15 protein-coding genes are annotated in these 21,340 nt (G+C 37.8%); 3 read left to right on the top strand and 12 right to left on the bottom strand.

The window, feature by feature from the left end; all coding sequences use genetic code 11:
• Positions 1–405 precede the first annotated feature (405 nt).
• The 11 genes from glf to ACFO6W_RS03530 all read right to left on the bottom strand — a co-directional run bounded on the left by glf (position 406) and on the right by ACFO6W_RS03530 (position 15,782).
• Entirely contained in the window at positions 406–1,506 is a 1,101-nt protein-coding gene (gene glf, locus ACFO6W_RS03580; RefSeq protein WP_379993977.1) for a UDP-galactopyranose mutase, read from the bottom strand.
• A gap of 89 nt (positions 1,507–1,595) precedes the next feature.
• Positions 1,596–3,500 (bottom strand): glycosyltransferase, encoded by a 1,905-nt coding sequence (locus tag ACFO6W_RS03575; protein WP_379993976.1) that lies wholly within the window; start codon positions 3,498–3,500, stop codon positions 1,596–1,598.
• A 111-nt stretch (positions 3,501–3,611) separates the two neighbouring features.
• Positions 3,612–5,084, bottom strand: a complete 1,473-nt coding sequence (locus ACFO6W_RS03570) for a TolC family protein (protein WP_379993974.1) — start codon at positions 5,082–5,084, stop codon at positions 3,612–3,614.
• Between the two features lie 11 nt (positions 5,085–5,095).
• Positions 5,096–6,433: an HlyD family efflux transporter periplasmic adaptor subunit gene (locus tag ACFO6W_RS03565; RefSeq protein WP_379993973.1), complete on the bottom strand. Its 1,338-nt coding sequence runs from the start codon at positions 6,431–6,433 to the stop codon at positions 5,096–5,098.
• A complete protein-coding gene (locus ACFO6W_RS03560) occupies positions 6,390–8,612 on the bottom strand; it encodes a peptidase domain-containing ABC transporter (RefSeq protein ID WP_379993972.1) in 2,223 nt (740 codons plus the stop codon). Before ACFO6W_RS03560 ends, ACFO6W_RS03565 begins: the two co-directional genes overlap by 44 nt.
• A gap of 4 nt (positions 8,613–8,616) precedes the next feature.
• Positions 8,617–10,404 (bottom strand): erythromycin esterase family protein, encoded by a 1,788-nt coding sequence (locus ACFO6W_RS03555; protein ID WP_379993971.1) that lies wholly within the window; start codon positions 10,402–10,404, stop codon positions 8,617–8,619.
• 2 nt (positions 10,405–10,406) lie between these two features.
• Positions 10,407–11,078 (bottom strand): hypothetical protein, encoded by a 672-nt coding sequence (locus ACFO6W_RS03550; protein WP_379993970.1) that lies wholly within the window; start codon positions 11,076–11,078, stop codon positions 10,407–10,409.
• A gap of 45 nt (positions 11,079–11,123) precedes the next feature.
• The gene (locus ACFO6W_RS03545) at positions 11,124–11,825 is read right to left on the bottom strand and encodes a hypothetical protein (protein ID WP_379993969.1); all 702 of its coding nucleotides are present in this window, start codon (positions 11,823–11,825) and stop codon (positions 11,124–11,126) included.
• A 7-nt stretch (positions 11,826–11,832) separates the two neighbouring features.
• Positions 11,833–12,888, bottom strand: coding sequence for a hypothetical protein (locus ACFO6W_RS03540; protein ID WP_379993968.1), 1,056 nt, complete (start codon positions 12,886–12,888; stop codon positions 11,833–11,835).
• Positions 12,889–12,939: 51 nt separating this feature from the next.
• Positions 12,940–13,893 carry a lanthionine synthetase LanC family protein gene (locus ACFO6W_RS03535; protein WP_379993967.1) on the bottom strand — a complete coding sequence of 318 codons (954 nt, stop codon included), beginning with the start codon at positions 13,891–13,893 and terminating at the stop codon, positions 12,940–12,942.
• 35 nt (positions 13,894–13,928) lie between these two features.
• A complete protein-coding gene (locus tag ACFO6W_RS03530) occupies positions 13,929–15,782 on the bottom strand; it encodes a glycosyltransferase family 2 protein (RefSeq protein ID WP_379993966.1) in 1,854 nt (617 codons plus the stop codon).
• Between the two features lie 297 nt (positions 15,783–16,079).
• Here ACFO6W_RS03530 and ACFO6W_RS03525 point away from each other — a divergent pair, with 297 nt between their 5' ends.
• Both ACFO6W_RS03525 and ACFO6W_RS03520 read left to right on the top strand, forming a co-directional pair.
• A complete protein-coding gene (locus tag ACFO6W_RS03525; protein WP_379993965.1) occupies positions 16,080–16,964 on the top strand; it encodes a hypothetical protein in 885 nt (294 codons plus the stop codon).
• Positions 16,961–18,616, top strand: coding sequence for a hypothetical protein (locus ACFO6W_RS03520; protein WP_379993964.1), 1,656 nt, complete (start codon positions 16,961–16,963; stop codon positions 18,614–18,616). Before ACFO6W_RS03525 ends, ACFO6W_RS03520 begins: the two co-directional genes overlap by 4 nt.
• A 40-nt stretch (positions 18,617–18,656) precedes the next feature.
• Here ACFO6W_RS03520 and ACFO6W_RS03515 read toward each other — a convergent pair whose 3' ends face one another.
• Positions 18,657–19,343: a hypothetical protein gene (locus ACFO6W_RS03515; RefSeq protein ID WP_379993963.1), complete on the bottom strand. Its 687-nt coding sequence runs from the start codon at positions 19,341–19,343 to the stop codon at positions 18,657–18,659.
• 206 nt (positions 19,344–19,549) lie between these two features.
• On the opposite strand from ACFO6W_RS03515, the gene ACFO6W_RS03510 reads away from it, so the two are divergent.
• The coding region (locus tag ACFO6W_RS03510; protein ID WP_379993961.1) for a hypothetical protein at positions 19,550–21,340 on the top strand (1,791 nt) is incomplete at its 3' end.

Here is a 21,340-nt window from a genome sequence, read left to right as displayed (position 1 = left end):
ATCTATAATCCAATCATTTTATCAAAAATATCAAAACAAAAATACCTTATTTAAACTATTTGTTCCCTGGATGCCAGATCAAGGTATTTTTTCATATTGTTGCGTAATTCCGCCGGAATGATCACCCTCATAACTTTATTTTTTAGATGTACATCATAGTGTACTAATATAGATATATTTTTCCGGAAAAATATAAGCATGGTTAAAATATACTTGTCCGTTCGCTGATTTCGTTGGAAAAGAACTGGCTATATAAAAGGGCTGAATGCGGATTATTACCGGACCGGGATATTACCTTTCTACTTCTATGTCCGGATAGCACCGATGCGGATAATAATAGCCCTGATGTATTCCGGCGAAGTATTTCGCATTGTATTAATCTAAGCTTACCCCTTGTACAATCATTTACCAACTCAACATTTTATATAATGTAAGAGCATTGTCAACGGTCTTATCCATGTCATTATATTGGTACGATCCTAGTCTTCCTGCAAAATAAATGTTAGTTTCTCTATCTGATAATTCTTTATATTTTGCATACAATGCGTTGTTTCGTTTAGTATTAATAGGATAGTAAGCTTCAGCCCCCCTGATCCATTGACAAGGATATTCGATTGAAATTACAGTTTGTGTTTGTTCTCCAAATTCAAAATGCTTGTGTTCCAATATACGTGTATATGGAACATCTTTATCTGTATAGTTGATGACCGCGTTGCCTTGAAAGTTATCTTGTTTTAAAAGTCTTTCCTCAAAATTAAGAGACCTATATTCGAGAAGACCATAACGATAATCATAATATTCATCAATCGTCCCTGTATATATTATATCCTTAGCCAATTTGCTTAACAAACGGTTTTCTATAAAGTTTGTATTTAGTAAAACTTCTGAATGGGAAAAACATTTTTTTATTATTGGAGTATAACCTCCAACAGGTATTCCTTGATAAGGATCGTCAAAATAATTATTGTTAAACGTATATCTCAGAGGAATACGATTGATGATAAATGCGGGCAACTTGGTTGCTTCTGCACCCCATTGTTTTTCTGTGTACCCTTTGATGAATTTATAGTAAATATCTTCACCTACGAGATTAAGTGCTTGCTCCTCGGCATTCTTTGGGTTATGTATATTCAATCGTTGTGATTCAATTTTTATTCTGGCTTCTTCAGGGGTTTTCACATTCCATAGTTGACAGAATGTGTTCATATTGAATGGAAGGTTGTATATTTTATCTTTATATTTAGCTAATGGGGAATTTATAAAATGATTGAATTGACATAAAGTCTGCATAAAATTCCACACGTCTTTGTTTCTTGTGTGAAAAATATGAGCTCCATATTTATGTACATTAATCCCCTCAATATTCTCGGTATATACATTTCCTCCTATATGAGATCTTTTCTCAACAACAAGGCATTTTTTACCATCAATTGCTGCTTTATATGCAAATATGGCATTAAAAAGACCTGCACCGACCAAAAGATAATCATATTCTTTCTTCTCCATATTTTTATAATATTTTCGATGTTATTTTCTCCATCATGACTTAGAAACATCGGTAGATATGTTTGTAGCTTCATACCTGATTCGCATTATTAATAATCTATATCTTCAATAAGTTTATACAAACTACGGTATTGCTCAGCTACAACTTTGATATCATAGGTCGTCTCTATTTTATATCTTGCATTTAGAGATAACGAGTTTAGGCGGGAATTATCCTCAAGTATCCATTCTATACCGGTTGCTAGATCTTCAGGATCACTGTATTTAGCCAAATATCCTGTCTGCTTATGCTCAATTATTCCGGCAGGACCTGTATCTAAAAAAGATACGACAGGCGTCATGCAAGCCATAGACTCAGTTACAGTCTGTCCAAAGGCTTCTTCTAAGGATGGAACAATCATTACATCAGCAGCAGAATATAAAGATTGCAAGATATAATGATCTTGTATGTATCCCATAATTTTAGTAGGAATATTCAAATCTATCTTTTGATATTCCGCACCGAAGATTACAAAGAAATATTCATTGTGGTGTTTTTTAGATAAAGATTGTAATGCCCGTAGTAATAAAGAAAAACCCTTTCTCGGATCATTTATTGCATTGGTTGCACCATAAAGTATGACTTTCTTATTTATAGGTATGCCAAGAGCTTTTCTTGCTATTTTATTGCTGATCGGATAAAATTTATTGAGATCCAGACCATTGGGTATGACAAACACCTGTCTACCCTTTAACAGTATACTATTTTCTACAATTTGTTTCATCCAGAGAGTCGGAACAACTATTACCATATCCATCTTTGTCCATGTTTTCCTTTTTCGTTGCCAAATGTTATGAGATAAATCTTTTTCATCTTCAGAACCAAGTTTGGGACATTTTCCACAGCCAGTCAGATATCTTTGGCAGTCTCCAAAATAATAACACCCACCAGTTAAAGGCCAACAATCAGCTAAACGCCAAACAATCTTCTTTTTTATTTTACCCAAATCCTCAATTTTTATATATCCGGCATTAATCCAGTGGATTTGTACAATCTTAGGATTAAAAATATCAATATATTCATTAATGTCTGTACCAGCTACTGCCGGAGCAAACGTGTGAGAAGATAAATTGTATTTAGGGTATTTTTTTAAGGGTTCTAAATCATTCTGATAGCCTACTTTTTCCGAAAGCCTGGGTTGGGCTATATAAATATCATCTGATAAATTTTCCCTCTCTCCAAAGTCCGATTTTAGAACCAACATCTTAGAGCCAACACCAATAGATCTCAAGCCTGAATGTATTCTATGGGCAGCTCTGAAGGCGCCTCCATGTCCAACAATAGAGCTTAAGTATAAAACATCTATAGTATTTGATCGTGTATTCTTCTGATAATAACATATAGAAGCTGCCTCGGATATTAATTCTTCCATAATCTCTTCAGGCATTAATCCAGCGAGATATAATTTCATCTCAGCTTGGGAAAATGGATTTATCACCGAAGAAGGAATGATCTCCACATCACTTGTATTATCATATAAAGTGAATGTATTATTTAAGAAAACGAGATTCTCTTTTGTTACACAATTACAATCATTTTCGATTCTTTTTATTATGAACTTTAAAAATGAATGTCCTTTCTCTGATATTATTAAAGATTTAGAAATAATCTTATTGCCGGATATTTGTGGTTCATAAGAAAAACAACATTGTTTCCCCTCTATTATATTATCAAAAGGCTCAATACATTCAAAATCCGAATCTACAAATATTCCTCCTTCTTGATATAAAATAAAGTAGCGAGCTATATCAAGCTGTACCTTTTCATCCATAATTAGGGGCAGGGATGGTGAAAGTCGAGAAATAAGATCTTGTACAGTTTTCAAACTCCAAATCTTATATGTCCATAGCGGGTGCTTATCCTTCCATGATTGAGACAAGGAGGGTACAATGGAGGATACAGAATATAGATGCCGATTCTGTATTTGATGTATTATTGGGGGTATATTATTCATTGCATATTTATAGTTCAATTAAAATTAATAAACAAACTGCCTCACACCAGAGCTAATGGGATATTAATTGAATCTTTGTTTTTATCGAAATAGAACTTCGAAAAATTAAACTTAATAAAGATTAAATTGGATAGAAATATCTTCCTGCTTACCGAAATCATAAAGAGTCATTTTTCTTATTTTGAAATAGCTTGCCCAATAATATTTCAGAGCACTTATATAGCCCCTCTGAGCTTCTTTGTATCTACTTAAGGAAAGAGAGAGGGTACTTATATCTGTTTTGCCCACAACAAAGCGTTTTTTATTAATCTTGTAAGCCTCATCTGCCAATAACAGAACCTCCTGAGCGGAAACAATCAATTCTTTTTGATTATTAAAGTTATCAATTGCCGAGAGTAATTCCTGTTCCAGATTCTGCTTCTTTTGTTGTACTGAGAATTTGACGACACCCAAATTGCTCTTAGCCATATTTATCTTTCCTTTTTTCACTCCCCAATCCAAAATCGGGATAGTAAGACTTACTGTAATTATATCTTGTTGTAAAGGCTTGCGGTATGCTCCACCAAAGTTGTCAGCGACTTGATTAAAACCGACACTGGCTGATACACTGGCATCAAAAACAGATTTACGGCTTCTGTCAACTTCTCTTTCTGCTTCCAATATTTCTTGCTGATGGGATAAATAGTCGGGATTGTTCCTTTGAGCATAGAGTAAAGCGTCGTTAACCGGAATGAAAATATCATCTGTGTTTTTCGGTAACTGGAGAGAATATTCTTTCTCCTTATCTAAATTCAGGAAAGTAAGTAAAGCAAACCTTGTATCTTTCAGCCCTAATTCTACACTTTTAAGGGTATTTTGTGTATTGATTTTATCTAGCTTTAAAGTCAGTACATCAGCTTCGGATATAGCGGATATTTTTTGTCTTTCCAGACTTATCGTATACAAAGTGTCAGCCGAAAGCAGATTTTCTAATGCCAAGTCGTATTCTTTGTGAGCCTGTACATAATTAAAAAAGTATTGTACAGTAGTCTCTGCTATTTCTTGTTGATGGTACAAAAATTGTTTTTTTACCTTCTCAAACTTGAGAGGTTCTATTTTTTTCTCCCATTTAAAGGCATTGAATCCGAACAGGGCTTGAGAATAACCAAAACGGATAGGCACTGCATTGAACTGCCTGTAATTATTCTCTCCGTAATTTTTTATATATCCCAGTTCGGAATCGACAAAAAAGGTTCCTCCTGTAAGATCGAAATTTTGGCTTAAGGTCAGCCCCCCGGATGAATACAACGATTGTTGGGTTCTATACACATCTATATTTTCTTGAAAGTCATAACGTTTTACGATGTTGCGATTATATTGCAGAGGGGTCGTTCTTAGAGATAAAGCTGGTAGACGGGCTGCTTTGTATGAACGGTATTCCCAATAACCCGATTGGTAATAATTCTGGGCAATGAAGGCTTGTAAAGAACTGTCAGATGCAAGTTCTATGCAATGAAACAGATCTAGTATTTTTTTATTTTGAGAGTTCAGATATGAATTAGTTATGCTTATTGTGCATAGCAATAGTGACAAAAAAAATCTCATATGTTATGTCCTTACTTTGTATTAATCTTTATATTGTCGAATAGTCTCTCGATAAGCCTGCGGTCTTTCACAATAATATCCGCCTGCCCTCCGATCTCGTATTTAAAATCCAGTTTATCTCCATAGTTTGTAATTAAGCCCTTAGGCATATCTACCAAAACCAAATAGGTATTGATATTACTTTGTTGTGTTTTATATTCATTGGTAATGAGAGATATTGATTTCACGACTCCTTTTATCGATCCAAACTCTGCATACGGATAATCGTCTAATTTGATTGTGACATTACTACCTACTCTAACTTTGCCGGCCCCTATCGCTGGAAGTAATACTTGACCAAGTACAATATTTTGTTTTGGTACGATACCAAACACGTCTTCTCCCGCCTGAACAAACTGATCGTTAGTCCAGAATTTTAAGAATTCCACCTGTCCGTCAAACGGGGCTTTTAGGACAAAAGTCTGTTCCCATTGTTTGATCTGATTGTTCAATTCGTGATAAGATGCAAATAAATCGAGGTGTAGCTGCCTTTCTTTCCCCCTGCGTTCTACTGAAAGCTGAGACAATTTGTTTTCACTTTCTGTAATCTGCATTTCAACAGAAGCAATTTCTTTTATTAAATTTTGGTTATTCTGCTTGGCTGAAAGAAATTCTATCCGACTTCTATCTATCTCGAACTCATAGGTGGTTACAAGGTCTTTATTCAATGATGAATATTTATCTAGCCACTTCTCTGAGATTGCCAGATTTTCTGTTGAAATATTCAGTGCATTCTTTGTCTCATCCAATATTTTCTTCCGCCACTTGATACCATCAGATAAACTTATTTGCTGCTGTTCATAAACATTATCATCAGCATAATCAATGATACTCTTCAGTGAAGACAGAAACGAATAGTATTTCATATTCAGTTCTCCCAACGAAACCTTTTCCGGAAATAACAGAACAGCCTGTGACAATATTTTTGAATTATTCGGGTCGAAGTTCTGAATAAGAGATGCTATCGTTTTAACATCTTCTGTATTTGCCGGATTCTGAATAACAGCTATATACTCCCCTTCTTTTACTGTATCCTGAGCTTTGAAGGATAATAATTCTATTTTACCTGATGTGTGTGCAGGCAGCTTAACCGGTGCTGTATTAGAATTAATCTTTATTTGTCCGGTTACCACATCAGGATACTTAATAAACCAGCCAAAAACAAATAAAAGAATGGTAAAGAGAATAATGGCTGCAGCAACCCACTTGCTGAAAGCTGTAGGCATACGATCTATAATGTCACTGACCTCTTCACTCCGTTTCGTATTATCCTTCGGCTTCGGCCTCAATTTTAACAGGCTCCAGATCATATTGACTTTGTATAAGTTTATAATAATGTCCTTTTCTATTCATCAGAGAATCATGATTTCCTAATTCTACTACCATACCGGCTTTCATTACTACAATTTGGTCTGCTTTTTTGATAGTACTCAAACGGTGGGCAATAATAACAACAGTTCTGTTATTGAATACATTATTCAAGGCTTTGACTATTTTTTGCTCGTTTATCGTATCCAGAGCATTGGTAGCTTCGTCTAAAAAAAGATAATCGGGGTTTTTATATAAAGCTCTTGCTATCAGCAAGCGTTGCTTTTGTCCCCCACTCAAACCACGTCCCATTTCTCCGATCATCGTTTGGTAGCCTTGTGGCATGGCTTCTATTTCTTTTGAGATATTTGCAATATTGACGGCTTGTTGAAGAGCTTCATAATCTACGATTTCCTCATTCAGTACTATATTATTCTGGATAGTATCGTTAAAGACTTTTCCTTCCTGCATCACACTACCACATTTGGCTCTCCACTGTCGTAAACTTACATTATTAATGTTCATATCTCCGATATTAATTGAACCATATGATGGCATGTAGAGGCGTAATAAAAGTTTTAGTAATGTGGATTTACCACAACCACTATCACCGACTATCGCTGTTACTTTTCCTTCCGGGATTGTCAAATGAATACTTTTTATGACCAAAGGGGCATGCGGAGAATAGGAAAAAGAAAGATTTTTAACATTCAGGCTTTTATCTTTTGGAAGCTCCAAACTATTTGCTGATATAGATACCAAATCGTCTTCATCCCGAAGCTGGTGTATTTCATTAATCCGCATAAAGCTGATCTTTGCGTATTGTGCCGATTGAATGAAACCTACGAATTGGGCTATGGGTCCATTCAGCATTCCAATAATGAATTGAGTGGAGATCATAATGCCAAAGGTTATCTCACCGTTAATAACTGCAATGGCACAAAAAAATGTGACAGCCATATTCTGGAGGTTATTGATGAACTGGGATCCCAGTTTTTGGGCATTATTGATATTTAGTATCTTGACGTTGAGTTTGTAGAGGCGTGCCTGAATACCTTCCCATCGCCAACGCTTAGTGTCTTCATAATTGTTTATTTTTATCTCTTGGATATTTTCTATAGTTTCTACCCAATAACTACGGTCTTTAGAGAGCAGATCAAAATATTCCCAATCCAATTTACGTCTGACCTTTAGAAACATAAATATCCAAAGTACATACAAGATACTGCCTCCTCCAAAAATGAAAAAAATTGTTTTGTTAAATATTAACAGGATCGTACTAAAAATTACAAATGTCATAGATGAAAATACCATCCCCAGAGAGTTGTTCATTATGAAATTACGAATACGCTCATGATCATAGGCACGTTGTAAGATATCCCCGACCAATTTGTTTTCGAAAAAAGAAACCGGAAGTTTCATCAGTTTAATTAAATAATCAGAAATGAGGGATATGTTAACACGAGTTGTAACATGTAGCAATACCCAATCTCGAAGAACATTTGATAGAGTTATACTTAATAATAGTACAATGTTAGCTGTGAGTACCATATACACAAAATTTACATCTTGTGTACGTATTCCGGTATCAATTACAGCTTTAGAGATGAAAGGGAGAAAGGCTTGCAATATCGTAGCAATAAACATGATTAAGAACAGGATACTAAAGGCCTTTTTATAAGGGGTAAAATAACCGAGTAGGTTTTCAAAGCTTTTCAGTCTCTCTATTTTCTCGTGGGCCTCAATCTGTCTAAAATTGGCCATAGGCTCTAGAGCCATAAGGACTCCATAAGGTTCATCTTTTTTATACCATTTCTCCCTAAATTGTTCGTGAGTATAGGAAACTAATCCTTTGGCCGGATCAGAAACATAGATCTTTTTATTCGTAGCTTTATAAATAACGATAAAATGATTGTTATCCCAGTGGATAACAGCTGGCAAGACCACTCTTGCAACCAAGTCGTCTATCGTAACCTTTACAGATATGCTTCTTAATCCAATCTTGTCGGCAGCATAGCTGATATCCAAAAGGGATACTCCTTCACGGGTAATACCGCATAAATCACGCAGATACTGTAAGGAGTAATATTTTCCATAGTATTTTGCTATGATTTTGAGGCATGCTGGACCGCAATCTTTAGCATCCATTTGACACTCGTGAGGGAATGATTTTAATAACATATATTTACTTCAATAATTCATTTTTTAATATTTCTTTTCGTTTAGCGCGTTTCAGACCGAACAGACCGGTAGTGTAAAAAAATGGATATTCTTCAATGTTGTTTAATTTGCTACTTTTACTAACAAATATCAGCCCATCAAACCTTTTATTCAATGAACAGAAGAAAAACTGGTTGAGACCGCGGCGTTCTCGTCCGATAACCCTTATACTTGAAATATTATTATCCAATTTATTTGTAGGGTAATAAAAGTAATCATTACCCATCTTTAGCGCCCTGTATTCGAAGCTTTCGATTACAGGATATTGCAGTTGGTCTAATACTGCTTTGCTAAAGGCTCCTGTATCGTCTTGTGTATATTCTCCTTTTCCGACCTGAATAGCTATTGAAAAATATTCGTCCTTGTATTTTCTATAAATATAGGCTCCCAAAGAAGGTATTGTAAAAATATCAGAAAAGAAATCTTTCATCTTATTTGTATGGGAACTATGAGCGTAGACTACAGCTTTGTCGTTCTCCTTCAAATATATTTTAATAATTTCATCGGTTTTCCTCCACATACCATATTCCCGTTTATCGTCTCTACCCCATAATTTACTGGGGTTGTGCTCCGCTTCATTTATCAGAAACAATAAATAGTCAAAGTCCTTGCTACTCAATGAGGATTGCAAGGTAGAATCATTCAATGCATACTTTCTAATACTTTCATAATCATTTTCATTTAGCTTTTGCAAATAGCACAGGGAATTCGCATCACCTATAAGTAATTTAAAATACTCGTAGAGAGTAGTTTGCGGGTCAGCCAAAGTGTCAAATCCAAAAATACGGACTTTCGCTTCTGATGTTTCATTGTGTTTGCGAAGCCATTGCAGAAAATTGAAAAAAGATTCATAATCATCGAACATGCATTTCAGCTCCTGTATGATTTCCGGTTCTATAGCTTCGGCAAGAACACCTTGTGTATAGAGGTCCCACTTTAAACTCATATCGGCAGGCCGTTCTATTAATATAACATTACAGTTACTTTGAACAACCAGGCTTTTCATTAATTGAAAACATACATGTTTTATTTCCTGACTGCCATGCGTGCATTCGCCTATTCCGATGATCTTTTTATCTTCAATACCAGGGATACGTCTTGCAATCGTAGTATCTGCTAACGACAAGGGTATCAGATATTCTTTATTCAAAGAAGGATCAGCATTACTTCCGGGTTTATCGACTCTGCATGCATTGATATTTTGATTGTTGATATCAATATATACTCTGTCCAGCCATGCATTCTGATCGTCGCTAGGGTCATCGTCAATTATTGATATTTCTATCTTAACAGCTTTAATATCATTTAAAGGAAATGATAAGGAATGTTCTTGCCAGTCTTCACTCTCGATGTAGAGTGAGTCGGAATGAAGGATATTTTCATTAACGTCTAAACCTTTTATGCCGAATTTCCAGTTTATTAAGTTTTCACTCTTACTGTTTATTGAGACTTTACAATAGGATCCATTCACATGTTCGGGCAAAATAACTGTACGCGATAGTAACAGTATTTTCTCCCTATCGGGCATGTTTTTTGACCACGTATTTTTCGAATATATTTTAATGGGATGCCTACCATTGACAACTTCATTGCTGTCAATGGTGACCTTCACCATGCTACCTTGATTCATCCAATCACCACGATATGATTTACCAAAGCTTTCGAACTTGAGATCGTAAACGTCTTCTATCGACTGCGAAAACAGACAGAAAGGAAGTAATATAAATGAAATAATTACTATAATTTTATACATATTCATTGTCCTGAAATTACCCACAGCAAATCTGATGCGGAGATTGTACCCCCTATTTGTTGTTGCTCATCCCAATATGAATAAGTTTCGCTGGAACTGTCATAATATTCTAAAGCAATCGCATGTCCGCCTTTTGTCAGGCCCAGCGCACACATGGATGAGCTTGAATTATAGGAATTCGAATAACACGAGCCACTAAGCATACGCGTAATAGCTTCGACTTGCTCCAGATTAGCTCCTGTAGAACCGGCCATTGCGGCGGAAGCTTCTGGGCCCCATCCATATAACTCTTGCATTACTTCAATCATCATAGCATACACTTCATTTGTTGATAACCCATACATATAGGCGAGGGATTGTATGACACAATCCATAATTCCCTCCCCTGGATACCCACCCCAGCTACCATAATTATAACCATATCCCCCATAATTATTGGGCTCACTTCCCCAATAATTATATCCACCATAGCCATATCCGGTATTTCCGGAATCATAACTGGAACCACAGGTGCATTCTGACGTCCTATACCAATAATAATTACCTCCGATCCAGTATCCTACGCCCATCTGGTCCAGCGAGCAGCCTCCTTTTATGGCTCTCTGCTGTTGCTCTGTCAATACTGTACTTGTCCTCTTTAAAGCACTTAGGCTTGTTCTTGTTAGTTTTTTCATAAGGTGTTTAATTCTAAATTACAATTATCTAAAATTCCAATATATTTATTCCTTAAACCGTACCACTCCCTCCAACTGCTTCAGATACCTGTCCAGATTTTCCTTCGCTTTCTCGGTATAAAAACAATATACAACGAAGTAACCTTTGTCTCTTTTTTGTGCCATAATAGCTTGAGCTCCGATGTATTTTCCACGGTAAGGCTTATCTTCGAAGCTCGGCCAAAAATAATAGGTCGCTACCGAATCGGCGTTATATACTTCCTTTGCATAAGCCGGAGGGAAAAAGGTCACATGCTTTTCTATATCTTCTTTTTGTATATCACTTTTACGTAAGGTATAACCCAAATTATTTCTTATTGTATTTCTATGTATGGAGTTCCGGTCAGGATACCTGGTGTTTTTCCACTTCTCCACCGGCATGCGCTCTACGGCAGGAGCCATTTGCTGCATAAACCGGGTCATTCTTATGGAATCTTCTACTGTAGGGAACATTGGAGTATAGTATATAACAATAATCTCATCATCATTAGAGAATAGACCTGTCATAGTACAATGCAGTGCTGACTTTAAATGAGGATAGCCTTTGAAGCATTCGCTTGTTATATATTTTTTGTATCCTTTCGGTATGGTATATTCCAATACATCACGCCTTTCATGTCTCAGGGGTGGAAGCTGGCTAAATGCGCATAGAGATAAAGTTGAGGCTAAAAATAAGCTGAATAATCTATTACTTTTCATTATCTTCATAAGTTAGTTAGTTTTTCTTAGGTATACTAAACATCAGACCGAAAAATTCGTCTTTATGTTCACTATCATGTCTATCATTTGTCGGATCATAAAATGTATATTTTCCATCCTGAATATTGTAACTTTCCAGTATAACCGCATGGGTCTCGTCATGTTGCGTGTTATTATTACGAACCGTAACAAAAGCCATTACGTTAGTGTTACCATTCAGGTACGAGACAGCTTGTGTAGAAGATATGACGCTTGCATTATATTCGCCCTGCACATAATTTGCCGCCTGGCTGAAAAAGACGCCGTTTTCAGTAAAATACCCATCATAATTATTGAAGTGGGTCGTGTAATCCCCGCCGAACAGATAAGTCAATGCATTGAAAAAACACATGTTATACGGTCCGGGGGCATATGTTCCCGCGCCTAAATGCCCGGAAGCATCGATCGATTCGCTGAAATACCACTGAAATCCGCCCCAGTTGTCACACCAGTAATTGCCGTTACCGGAATTTCCTGCTGAAGAGCCTCCACCCCCTCCTGTCCATCCCGAAGAACTGTCATCCGGTGAATACCCGTAACCTGATCCAAAAAGAATATCCCAATAGTCGTCGGGAAATGACGAATATCCGGAATCGCCCCAAGGATCATAATCATAGTCTGAAGGTGTATATGTATATCCGTCAACTATGACCTCGGCCAGCATATAGCAAGGTTGTCCGCCTATCATCACCCAGCCTCCATGCCATGCACCAATACTAACAAGCGTACCGTAATGACTCTCGGATACAGGATTCGTTGATGAACCATAAGCGCCACTGCCTGTAGATGAGCCATAACCACTACCTCCCCAATAACTATATCCACCATAGCCATATCCGCTATTTCCGGGAGTGTAACCAGAATCACAGGTACATTCCGACGTCCTATACCAATAATAATTACCTCCGATCCAGTATCCTACGCCCATCTGGTCCAGCGAGCAGCCTCCTTTTATGGCTCTCTGCTGTTGCTCTGTCAATACTGTACTTGTCCTTTTTAAAGCGCTTAGGCTTGTCCTTGTTAGTTTTTTCATAAGGTGTTTAAATAAAATAAGGATTAAGTAATCTGTCTTTAAGGTATATTATTAAATCCCTGCATTAATGGCATCAACTTTTCTACTATGAGCTTCTGTTTCGTACACCTTGCTGGTTGTCCACAAGCCGACGGTTATTATATCCCGGCAAAAAACATCAGGATTGTAGTCCAAAATAGTATCAAGACGTTCGTCTATCCAACGATGTATTTTGTTGACTTCAAAATTCTGCTTGGAAGAAGAAAAATATAATAGTTCTTGTCTCAATATATCCAAATCGAAGTCCTGTTTATCATCTGTATCAACATCATATAAACGTTGATATTTTGACTGAAATTCATCTATCAGAGGATTCTCCCAAGTCAGAGAAAGGAAAAGATCGAGAGTTATTTCCCAATTTTTGTCTAATTCTACACTATTGTCAATCTTTTGAGTTATTTTTCTTAACAGAATATCAAGTACTGGGTCTACTAATTCTGAATAATTATAAATCTTTTTTAGATTAAGAAGATAATATATCATTGAGTTAACATATAGTATATTGCCTGTGTTGAATAAGGGATTATTCTGTAAAAAGTTTTCGCAGATTTGTATTCCTTTTCTTATAAGATAATCAATCCCTATATTTATTGCCTGATGACTTTTTATTCTTTTATCTATATATAAGCCGTAAGAGAATAACGGGAAGTCATTTGTAAAATCTTTACTACTGTCAGTAATCAGAGACGAGAATAATTTATCGTCTACGTCTATTAATAAATCGTCGGGGTCTGCATCTATGAACTTATATTTAATAAGATGATCTAAGCCAAAGGCAATTCCAGCCAGGCCTTTTGAAAAAGATAAGTCTATGGAGCCTATACCGGCCAATATTTTGTCCAGTAAAGAATCTGCTGTATCCTGATAACTTTTACAACCGGTTATCCTCGAACTATGATATAATAGGATAGCTATTCCCATTTTTCCATCTATCAGCCCTGTACCGGATATAAGACTATTATTCATAATTAAAGAATTTGACATTTTTAGAAGTAATCTTTTCATAGGTTCTTCTTTTTATGTTTTATTACATTTCTAAAAAAATCTATCAATTCGTTGACGTGATAATCAAAAGAAAATAAGTTCCGGTGTTTAATTGCATTTGCCGTTTTTATTGTTATAACTTTTTCATCTTTTAATTGACAGACCAGATCTTTCATATTTCCGAAAAATATACCAGTGTTGAGTTGTGATAATCTATCCTGAACAGCCACACGATGTTCTGAATTGTCTTTCAGGATAATAGGCAAACCTGCTGCTGCATAAGTGTTTATCCGAGCAGGTATATTTAAATCATCCCAAGAGGCAAATAATAAGTTTTTTCTATTATTGCTATTTAAATTATGTAGCCATCCGGCATCATATTTAGAAAACTCTTTGGTCCAATCAATACTTGAACAATGTGGATGGATATGAAAATGCTTAGGTGCTACTGAATACATTTCCCTGTAAAAATTTTCTTTTCCGGAATGATAGTTTTCTTGATAGGAATGTACATGAATGTTATTATTTGCCAGATATGCTATTTCGTTCTTTCCTAGCCCAACTTGTCTTCCGGCAACAAGTGTGTGTATTGCACCATCTGTCTTAGACAGCTTATTTGAGAAATTATCTCTAAAATAATCTTTTTTCGGAATATCTCCATCTAAAATAAAATCTAGCCCTATTCCAGATGGTACAAATTGTTCATACCAGGCTCTAGCAGTATCATTTAAATATATCTTACCATCTGAGAATGTATACAAATAAATTAATCTATCCCATAAACCTCTTGTTAAGGCTACCGATGGTCCTTCCTTAAAATGCCAGACAAATGGTATTTGGGGATTAGCCTTAAGCACATCGTAAGCTAAATCAATAGCATTGGTATTGAGAAGGGCATAGATAATATCAGGTTTGATTCGATTTATATGTTTTTGCCGGTTCTCATATGGAATATTTATAACCTTTCCAAAAGGTAAAGGCCCAACGGTATTAAAAGTAAACTCAGGTTTTGGTATCCACAAACCATATAATTGATGCCCTGCTTGTTCTAAAGCATAAATACGCTCCGGATTATATGCTAATTCACCTACTATCAGTATTTTCAAAGAATCAGCCTTTCGTTTTGTTTCCTTTCGAAAGGTAGAGTATAATGTCTTCTCATCTATAGATTTGTATTTTGATATTCTTATCTTAATAGGTTCCTGTATTTTATAATATGCTCTATATAAGTTTAATCCTCCGCCATATCTTTCGCCTATTATCTTATGTCTTTGATGCGGATGACAAGTCCAGAAACATGAGACGGTGTTTGTTGGCACATAGCTTCCCTTATCTATTAACTTCTTCCAATACATATCGAAAAGATTCTCTGTAACCCATTCTTCTCGTTCAACCCACCTTTCCGGATTATTTCGATGGGCCACTTGAACTAGCTGTAGTGTATGATTTTTCTTGATACCATCAGACTCTGTATCCCGTGAATTAGTCATCGTATCTCTTGTCTGATATTTTAAGCCACTAAATGCAAGATTAGAATCTGTATATTTCTGTAACACTTCTATTAATGATTTTAGATGATTCTCATAATAAAAATCATCAGAAGGTAGATAAGCTATATATTCATACTTTGCGGCATTTAATCCTTGGTTGATTGCATAACCTAATCCTTTATTAATATTATTTTTAATATATTTTATTTTAGGATCTACTAAAAAATCAGATATAAAAAATTCTGTTTCATCTGTACAACCATCATTTACGATGATAAGTTCCCAATTTGTAAATGTTTGCTTTTGTAAACTGAGAATAGCTCTTCTTATAAAGAATGTTTGGTTGTAAGTTGGCATGATAACTGAAAAACCGTATTTCATATCTAGATTTTTATAGTATTCTATTGAAAATTCATGAAGTGTATATTATCGAACTTTAAGAATTCAATATTTAACAAATGTATAGTTTTGTGAAAATTTGTAATGGAACAAATTAACCAAAAAATGACAATTATGTATCATTTCCAATATTATGAATTTAAACAAGTAGTTATTATATACTATTTTGTCAAGTCATTTTAAATTCCCGGCTGGGCCAAAATCATCCAAAAATTTCGTTATAACCGTTACCTGTTATCCTTTCCGGTTTCCTATTCCTATTCTTATCTAAACGCTTTTATGGAAAAGAACAGCCAGCTGATGATCAGGGAGGCGATCCGCAAGATTGCCCTGGGCCGGAGTATCGAACGCATAAATATGTCGCCCGGCGGAGCCGGCGGAGTCGGTACAGCCAGGATGATTCATGGCTATGTCGCTAAGGTACACGATGATGAAAGCGATGATGAATTTGAAGAATATGCCGGGACAATCGATGTCGGTGAATTCCCCGATGAAACAGCCAGCAGCGGGCCGTTTATCCATAAAGGCGTATTGCTTTCAGGGCTGAAAGATAATTCCGGCGGTTTCCTTATCGTTCCGACCTTATTTTCAGATGTAACCATCATATCCGATGCAGCCACAAAATATTCGTATGTTCTGAACTTTTCCCATGCCGATTTCATACAGCTTAGCTCACATACCGAAGTTATTATCGGGATAGCGGAAACCGAAGAACTGGACCTGGAAGACAATGATTCCCCTGATTATGATGAACTGGAGAAAACAGGAAATGAGGCCTATACAACATACCTGAAATCATCAGTCGTTACCAAAGTCATAGATAGGGAAGGAAAAAAATCGGAGGTGGAACAAACCCCGGAACAGATACGTCACAAGACGGATAAGTCGGAAACCTGCCAGACTACAGACAACTATACGGTAAAGGTCGGGAATGTTTCGGTTACAGTTACGGGTGATAAAGTAACCATCGGGGCGGATGATGCTTCAGAGCCTTTGGTATTAGGAAATGAACTGGCTCAGTTGATGCTTGACTTCCTGACCGAATGCAGCAAAATCATGACTCCTACACTGATGGGAACCATGCCGGCAGTCAATGCTGCCAGTTTTTCAGCCCTGACAGCCAAAATCCAGCAATTCCTTTCCAAAACAGCTTATACCAAATGAGTACCGTAACCATTCATCCCGCCATAGAGAACCTGGATACAGGCAGCCTGTGTTACAGCATCTATATACAACTGTACCATAACTTCTTTAACGCGCAGGACCAACAATATGTAAAAGAAGGCGATGAAACATCCGTCCGCCTCCGCAATACGGCTTATAATTTTGCCGACGCCATTGCAGGCGGTGTTGCCGGGGAAGGCTCCGGAAACAGTGGAAGCAGCATATTACTGGAATACCTGAAGAAAAGCGGCGGCGATATGTCCGGCATGCTGCGGGCCAACTACGGCTTTGAGGCCGGGATTGGAAATACCCCTGTTATCCGGACCTTTGTAAAAGACGGAGCTGTATATGGTGTGGGCTTTACCGGGGATGTCGAAATCGGCGGCAATAATCTGGTAATCGGGGGTAGCCGGTTTATATCATATGACAGGGAGTCGCAGGTTGCCTGTATCAACAACCCCTGTATAAATTTCCTGGATTCCAAACTATTATTGGCCGGGGAACTGATCATAGGCGAGGATAAAACGAAGGGTATTTACCTCTCCCCGGCTGCTCTGCAGATAAACGGAAAAGACGTATATCATGCAGGGAATGCTAACCTTGCGACTGTAGACTGGTCTATGGGGAACGGGTATATAGGGAAAAACCTCTCCGTTGCCGGGAAAGCCGTATTGTCCGGGATGCTGGAAGCCTGTTATGGCGCAAGTCTTGGCTATAATGGAAATATCCTGGTCTCCGTAGAACAAGAACAGGTAGGCTTTAGCAGCTTCCTGTCCTTTGCTTCCGGCTTCGGTATCAAAATGAAGGGGATTCCGGTACTGATAAGGGTAAATGAAAATGATATTCAGTTGGGAGGATTAGGAGGAGACATTATCCTGGGAAACGATTCAACTAATAGAATAAAACTCTATGCAGGCCTTTCCGATATTGACGGGGAACATATCCTGTTAAGCAGGTACGGGGCGGCTTATTTCCCGAATTCATTGACAGTAAGGCATAATTACGGCGATACGTTGTTATCCAGCTACAAGGTGGATAAGGACGATGAAGGTATGGTTATCCATAAGAACCTGCGGTTTACGGATTCCAGAGGGGCTTTCTTTACCGGGGACCCGGATGGGATCGCTTTCTCATCCGCGTTGGTCCGCTACGTTGGAGAAGACACCCAAAGGCAGGTATTTACCCATAAGACCATATTCTTGCACAACCCTTCTGTAAGCAGGTACGCTTCTATGGACCGCTTGTCCAACTCATTTTTCATACGGACTGACGCGGATTTTTTCTCTGTAAACAAACCGCTCGAAGCCCAGGGGCATATCGGTATCAATAATGCCTTCACCCGGCTGACAGATGGAGGGCTATTCTTTAACAGTGAAAAATATTTGCTGTCGGCAACGGACGGTATTAAGCACTATGGCAACGCTTATTTTATGGATAATCTGAGTTCCGGATTCTTTTCATCCGGCTTTGCCGGTTCAGGATGGGCGGTTATCCGGAATAAGACGACAGGAAATACGGCGGCTACATTCGATGAGCTGACCATCCGTAAGAAAATGCGGATTTATGAACTGGAGGTACAAAAGATAAGTGCGACGAACGGTTCGCTCTGGATTAGTGATAGCTGTTCCGGCGATACAGTCGAAAAAATATAGCTATGAATATCTTGTCCTGCAGGGGACAAAGATGACCGGCTTAGAATCTGTTTTTATAGATTGTCCCCAATTCACCGAAACTGTCATAAATATACAAACCATCCCGTTTAATGATAAAGTATTCGGTATCATCTCCTTCCACATTGAATATTAATTGCCCGTTCCTCTTTTTCACAGATAATTTTTCTGTATTCCCCGAGCCATCAATATATCTATTTTTGAGATAATATACCCCGTCCTCTATGAATATATCGTATAACCCGAAATCATTTTGCCAGGAGCCTATAGCACTATATTGATTCGGATCGTCCTTGGTTTGGGAAGGAACGTTATTATTTTGAACAGTTATAGTATTATCCTTTTCTTCACGTGAGATTACCGTTTCATATCGAACCGAATCCATCTTAGTTTCCGCATATAAGTCATTGTATATTAAGTAGCCAAGACGTTGATCAGCCATTCTGTAAGCTATATTGAAGCTTTTCCCGTGATTTCCGTTTTTCCGTATGATACTATCGGATATTGAATATAACTGATTTAGGGTCAAGGCAGAATCGATACCTATTGTTAATGTATGCCTGTCAGAGCCGGGATAATCCTCCATACTATCATATATAATTTTATAGGAGGCGATAATTTTGTTGTCCTGCTTGTTCTCAGGAGCAGTGTTACAGGAAGCCAGCACTATTAACAGTAGGGAAAATGATGCAATCGATACAAAGTTCATATTCGTTTTTTTAGTATTAAAGGTTTGCAAAGATATAAATATCCGGTTAATTTACAAGGAAAAAGTGTTGATGCAAATCTTTACTTAAACCTGTCCCTATTGATATACCCTATTCTTAATCAAGCCTGAAAGATATATTAATATAAACAGACAATAATGGATGGAAAATATTAATTACTCTCTATTCCATTTTACAAAGCACCATCATGGCAACTCAAACATACAACAAATATAAAATACTTATAGCTTCCGGTTCCAAAAAGATGCAGGGACTGAAGGTCGGGGATGTTGTCCGCAGGCAATATTTCGACAATCCCAATCTCATCTATTCGTTAATGATCGTCCTGGAGACAGGCATGGATATAATTGGAGACAAAGAATCCCCTTATTTTACCGGAGCGCTGATCGAAGGCGATGAACCCAAGAATGGGGAGATATTGGATTTTGTCCGTATTACGAACCTGCATGATGAAAGCAGAAGCGGAGCATTATACCTGACGGCGTCGGATTCAGAATCGCCCTATATGGATGTTATCGACGGGCTTGCCATTGAAAACTCCCTGTGCTATCCGTTTATGGACGGCGGCGACCCCGAAATCCCGGATAAGAATAAATACGCCGTACTCGGAAGTAAGTACCTGCAATCCTCATACAGCCATTCCATGCAGGAAGCAAGCCGTGTATTCAGAATAACCCGCAACGAGGCTAACCTGGATGAAAATGATTTGTTTGGCATTAAACAGTCGATAGAGCAAGAACTGGAACATCCCCAGCGTGTTGTTATATCATATAAAGTAAGGGCATCAAAAAAGATGGAAGATGTACCGGTACTGTTCGGATATACAACAGGCAATGAGACCGACGGCTCGGATACCATCCGGATAAATACCGAATGGGAATACAGGCTGCATTTGATTTCCATTGACTATCCGTCTTTGTACCAGCGTAGCTTCTTTATCGGCCTTACCGGATTTTTACAGGATAAGGATGAATGGTGCGAAATTGCTGACCTGAACATAATCTTACAATCCGCTATATCCACCTTCGCCAACGCAGCAAAAGTGCGGATCGGAAAAGTAAAGGGGATCGTAGACCCGGTTTTTGGCGTGCTCGATGGCTACGGGGCTTACTTCCGGAATATGTATGCCACCCAAAACGTCAATATCGCCGGGACACTGACTGCCGGGGATGAGAACGGGTTCAGCTCGACGTTTTATGTAGGAAAGATACATAAGAACGTCATCAGAAACAGTATCGACTGCGAGTTTACAGACTCTCCTGTTACACCCCTCGATGAACATTCTCCTGTCGGTATTGGTAAATGCTGGATAACCGGAAACACTATAAAACTAAAAATACAATCAGCCGGATGGCGGGAATCCCATCGGAATAAAAAATATTGTTTTTCCATCTGGATAAAAGCAGGTATTGCCACTAATATAGCAGTATACCAGGATGAATACCATTTGCTGGATATACAGGCGGATTCTACAGACTGGAAGAGGTATTCCGTCCCTTTCACCTTTAAGGACTCAAAAGAGACGGATTGTATTATCCGGCTGGAAGCTCCTGTCAGCGGAATGCTTATAACAGCGCCGCAATTGGAGGCAGGTTCTACCCCGTCTCAATACCAGCCTACAGACGGGACGCTTTCCTATGTAGAGGATTACGGGGCCTGGTTTTCAAAGGGAGGTATCGGGGGTACAATACAAAATCCCCTGTTAAAGCTGAACAATGACGGCTCCATCAGTTCCTGCGACAACTCTTTTGTTATCAATCCCGACGGCACGGGACACTTTGCCTCGGGACGCTTTAAATGGACAAAAGATACGATAACATTACAGAATGTAACAATCCATTGGGAGGACTTTGATTCCGAAATGCAGGAGAACCTTTTACCTAAATCCGTAGCACTTAGCGGCGCAAATATTTTCCATAACCCGGATGAACCGGAGGAGGAATGCGAACCACAAGAGATTATTATATACGCTACAGAA

It is taken from the genome of Dysgonomonas termitidis, assembly GCF_042654545.1.
Taxonomy (GTDB): domain Bacteria; phylum Bacteroidota; class Bacteroidia; order Bacteroidales; family Dysgonomonadaceae; genus Dysgonomonas; species Dysgonomonas termitidis.
This window is presented reverse-complemented; position numbering and strand designations above follow the sequence as displayed.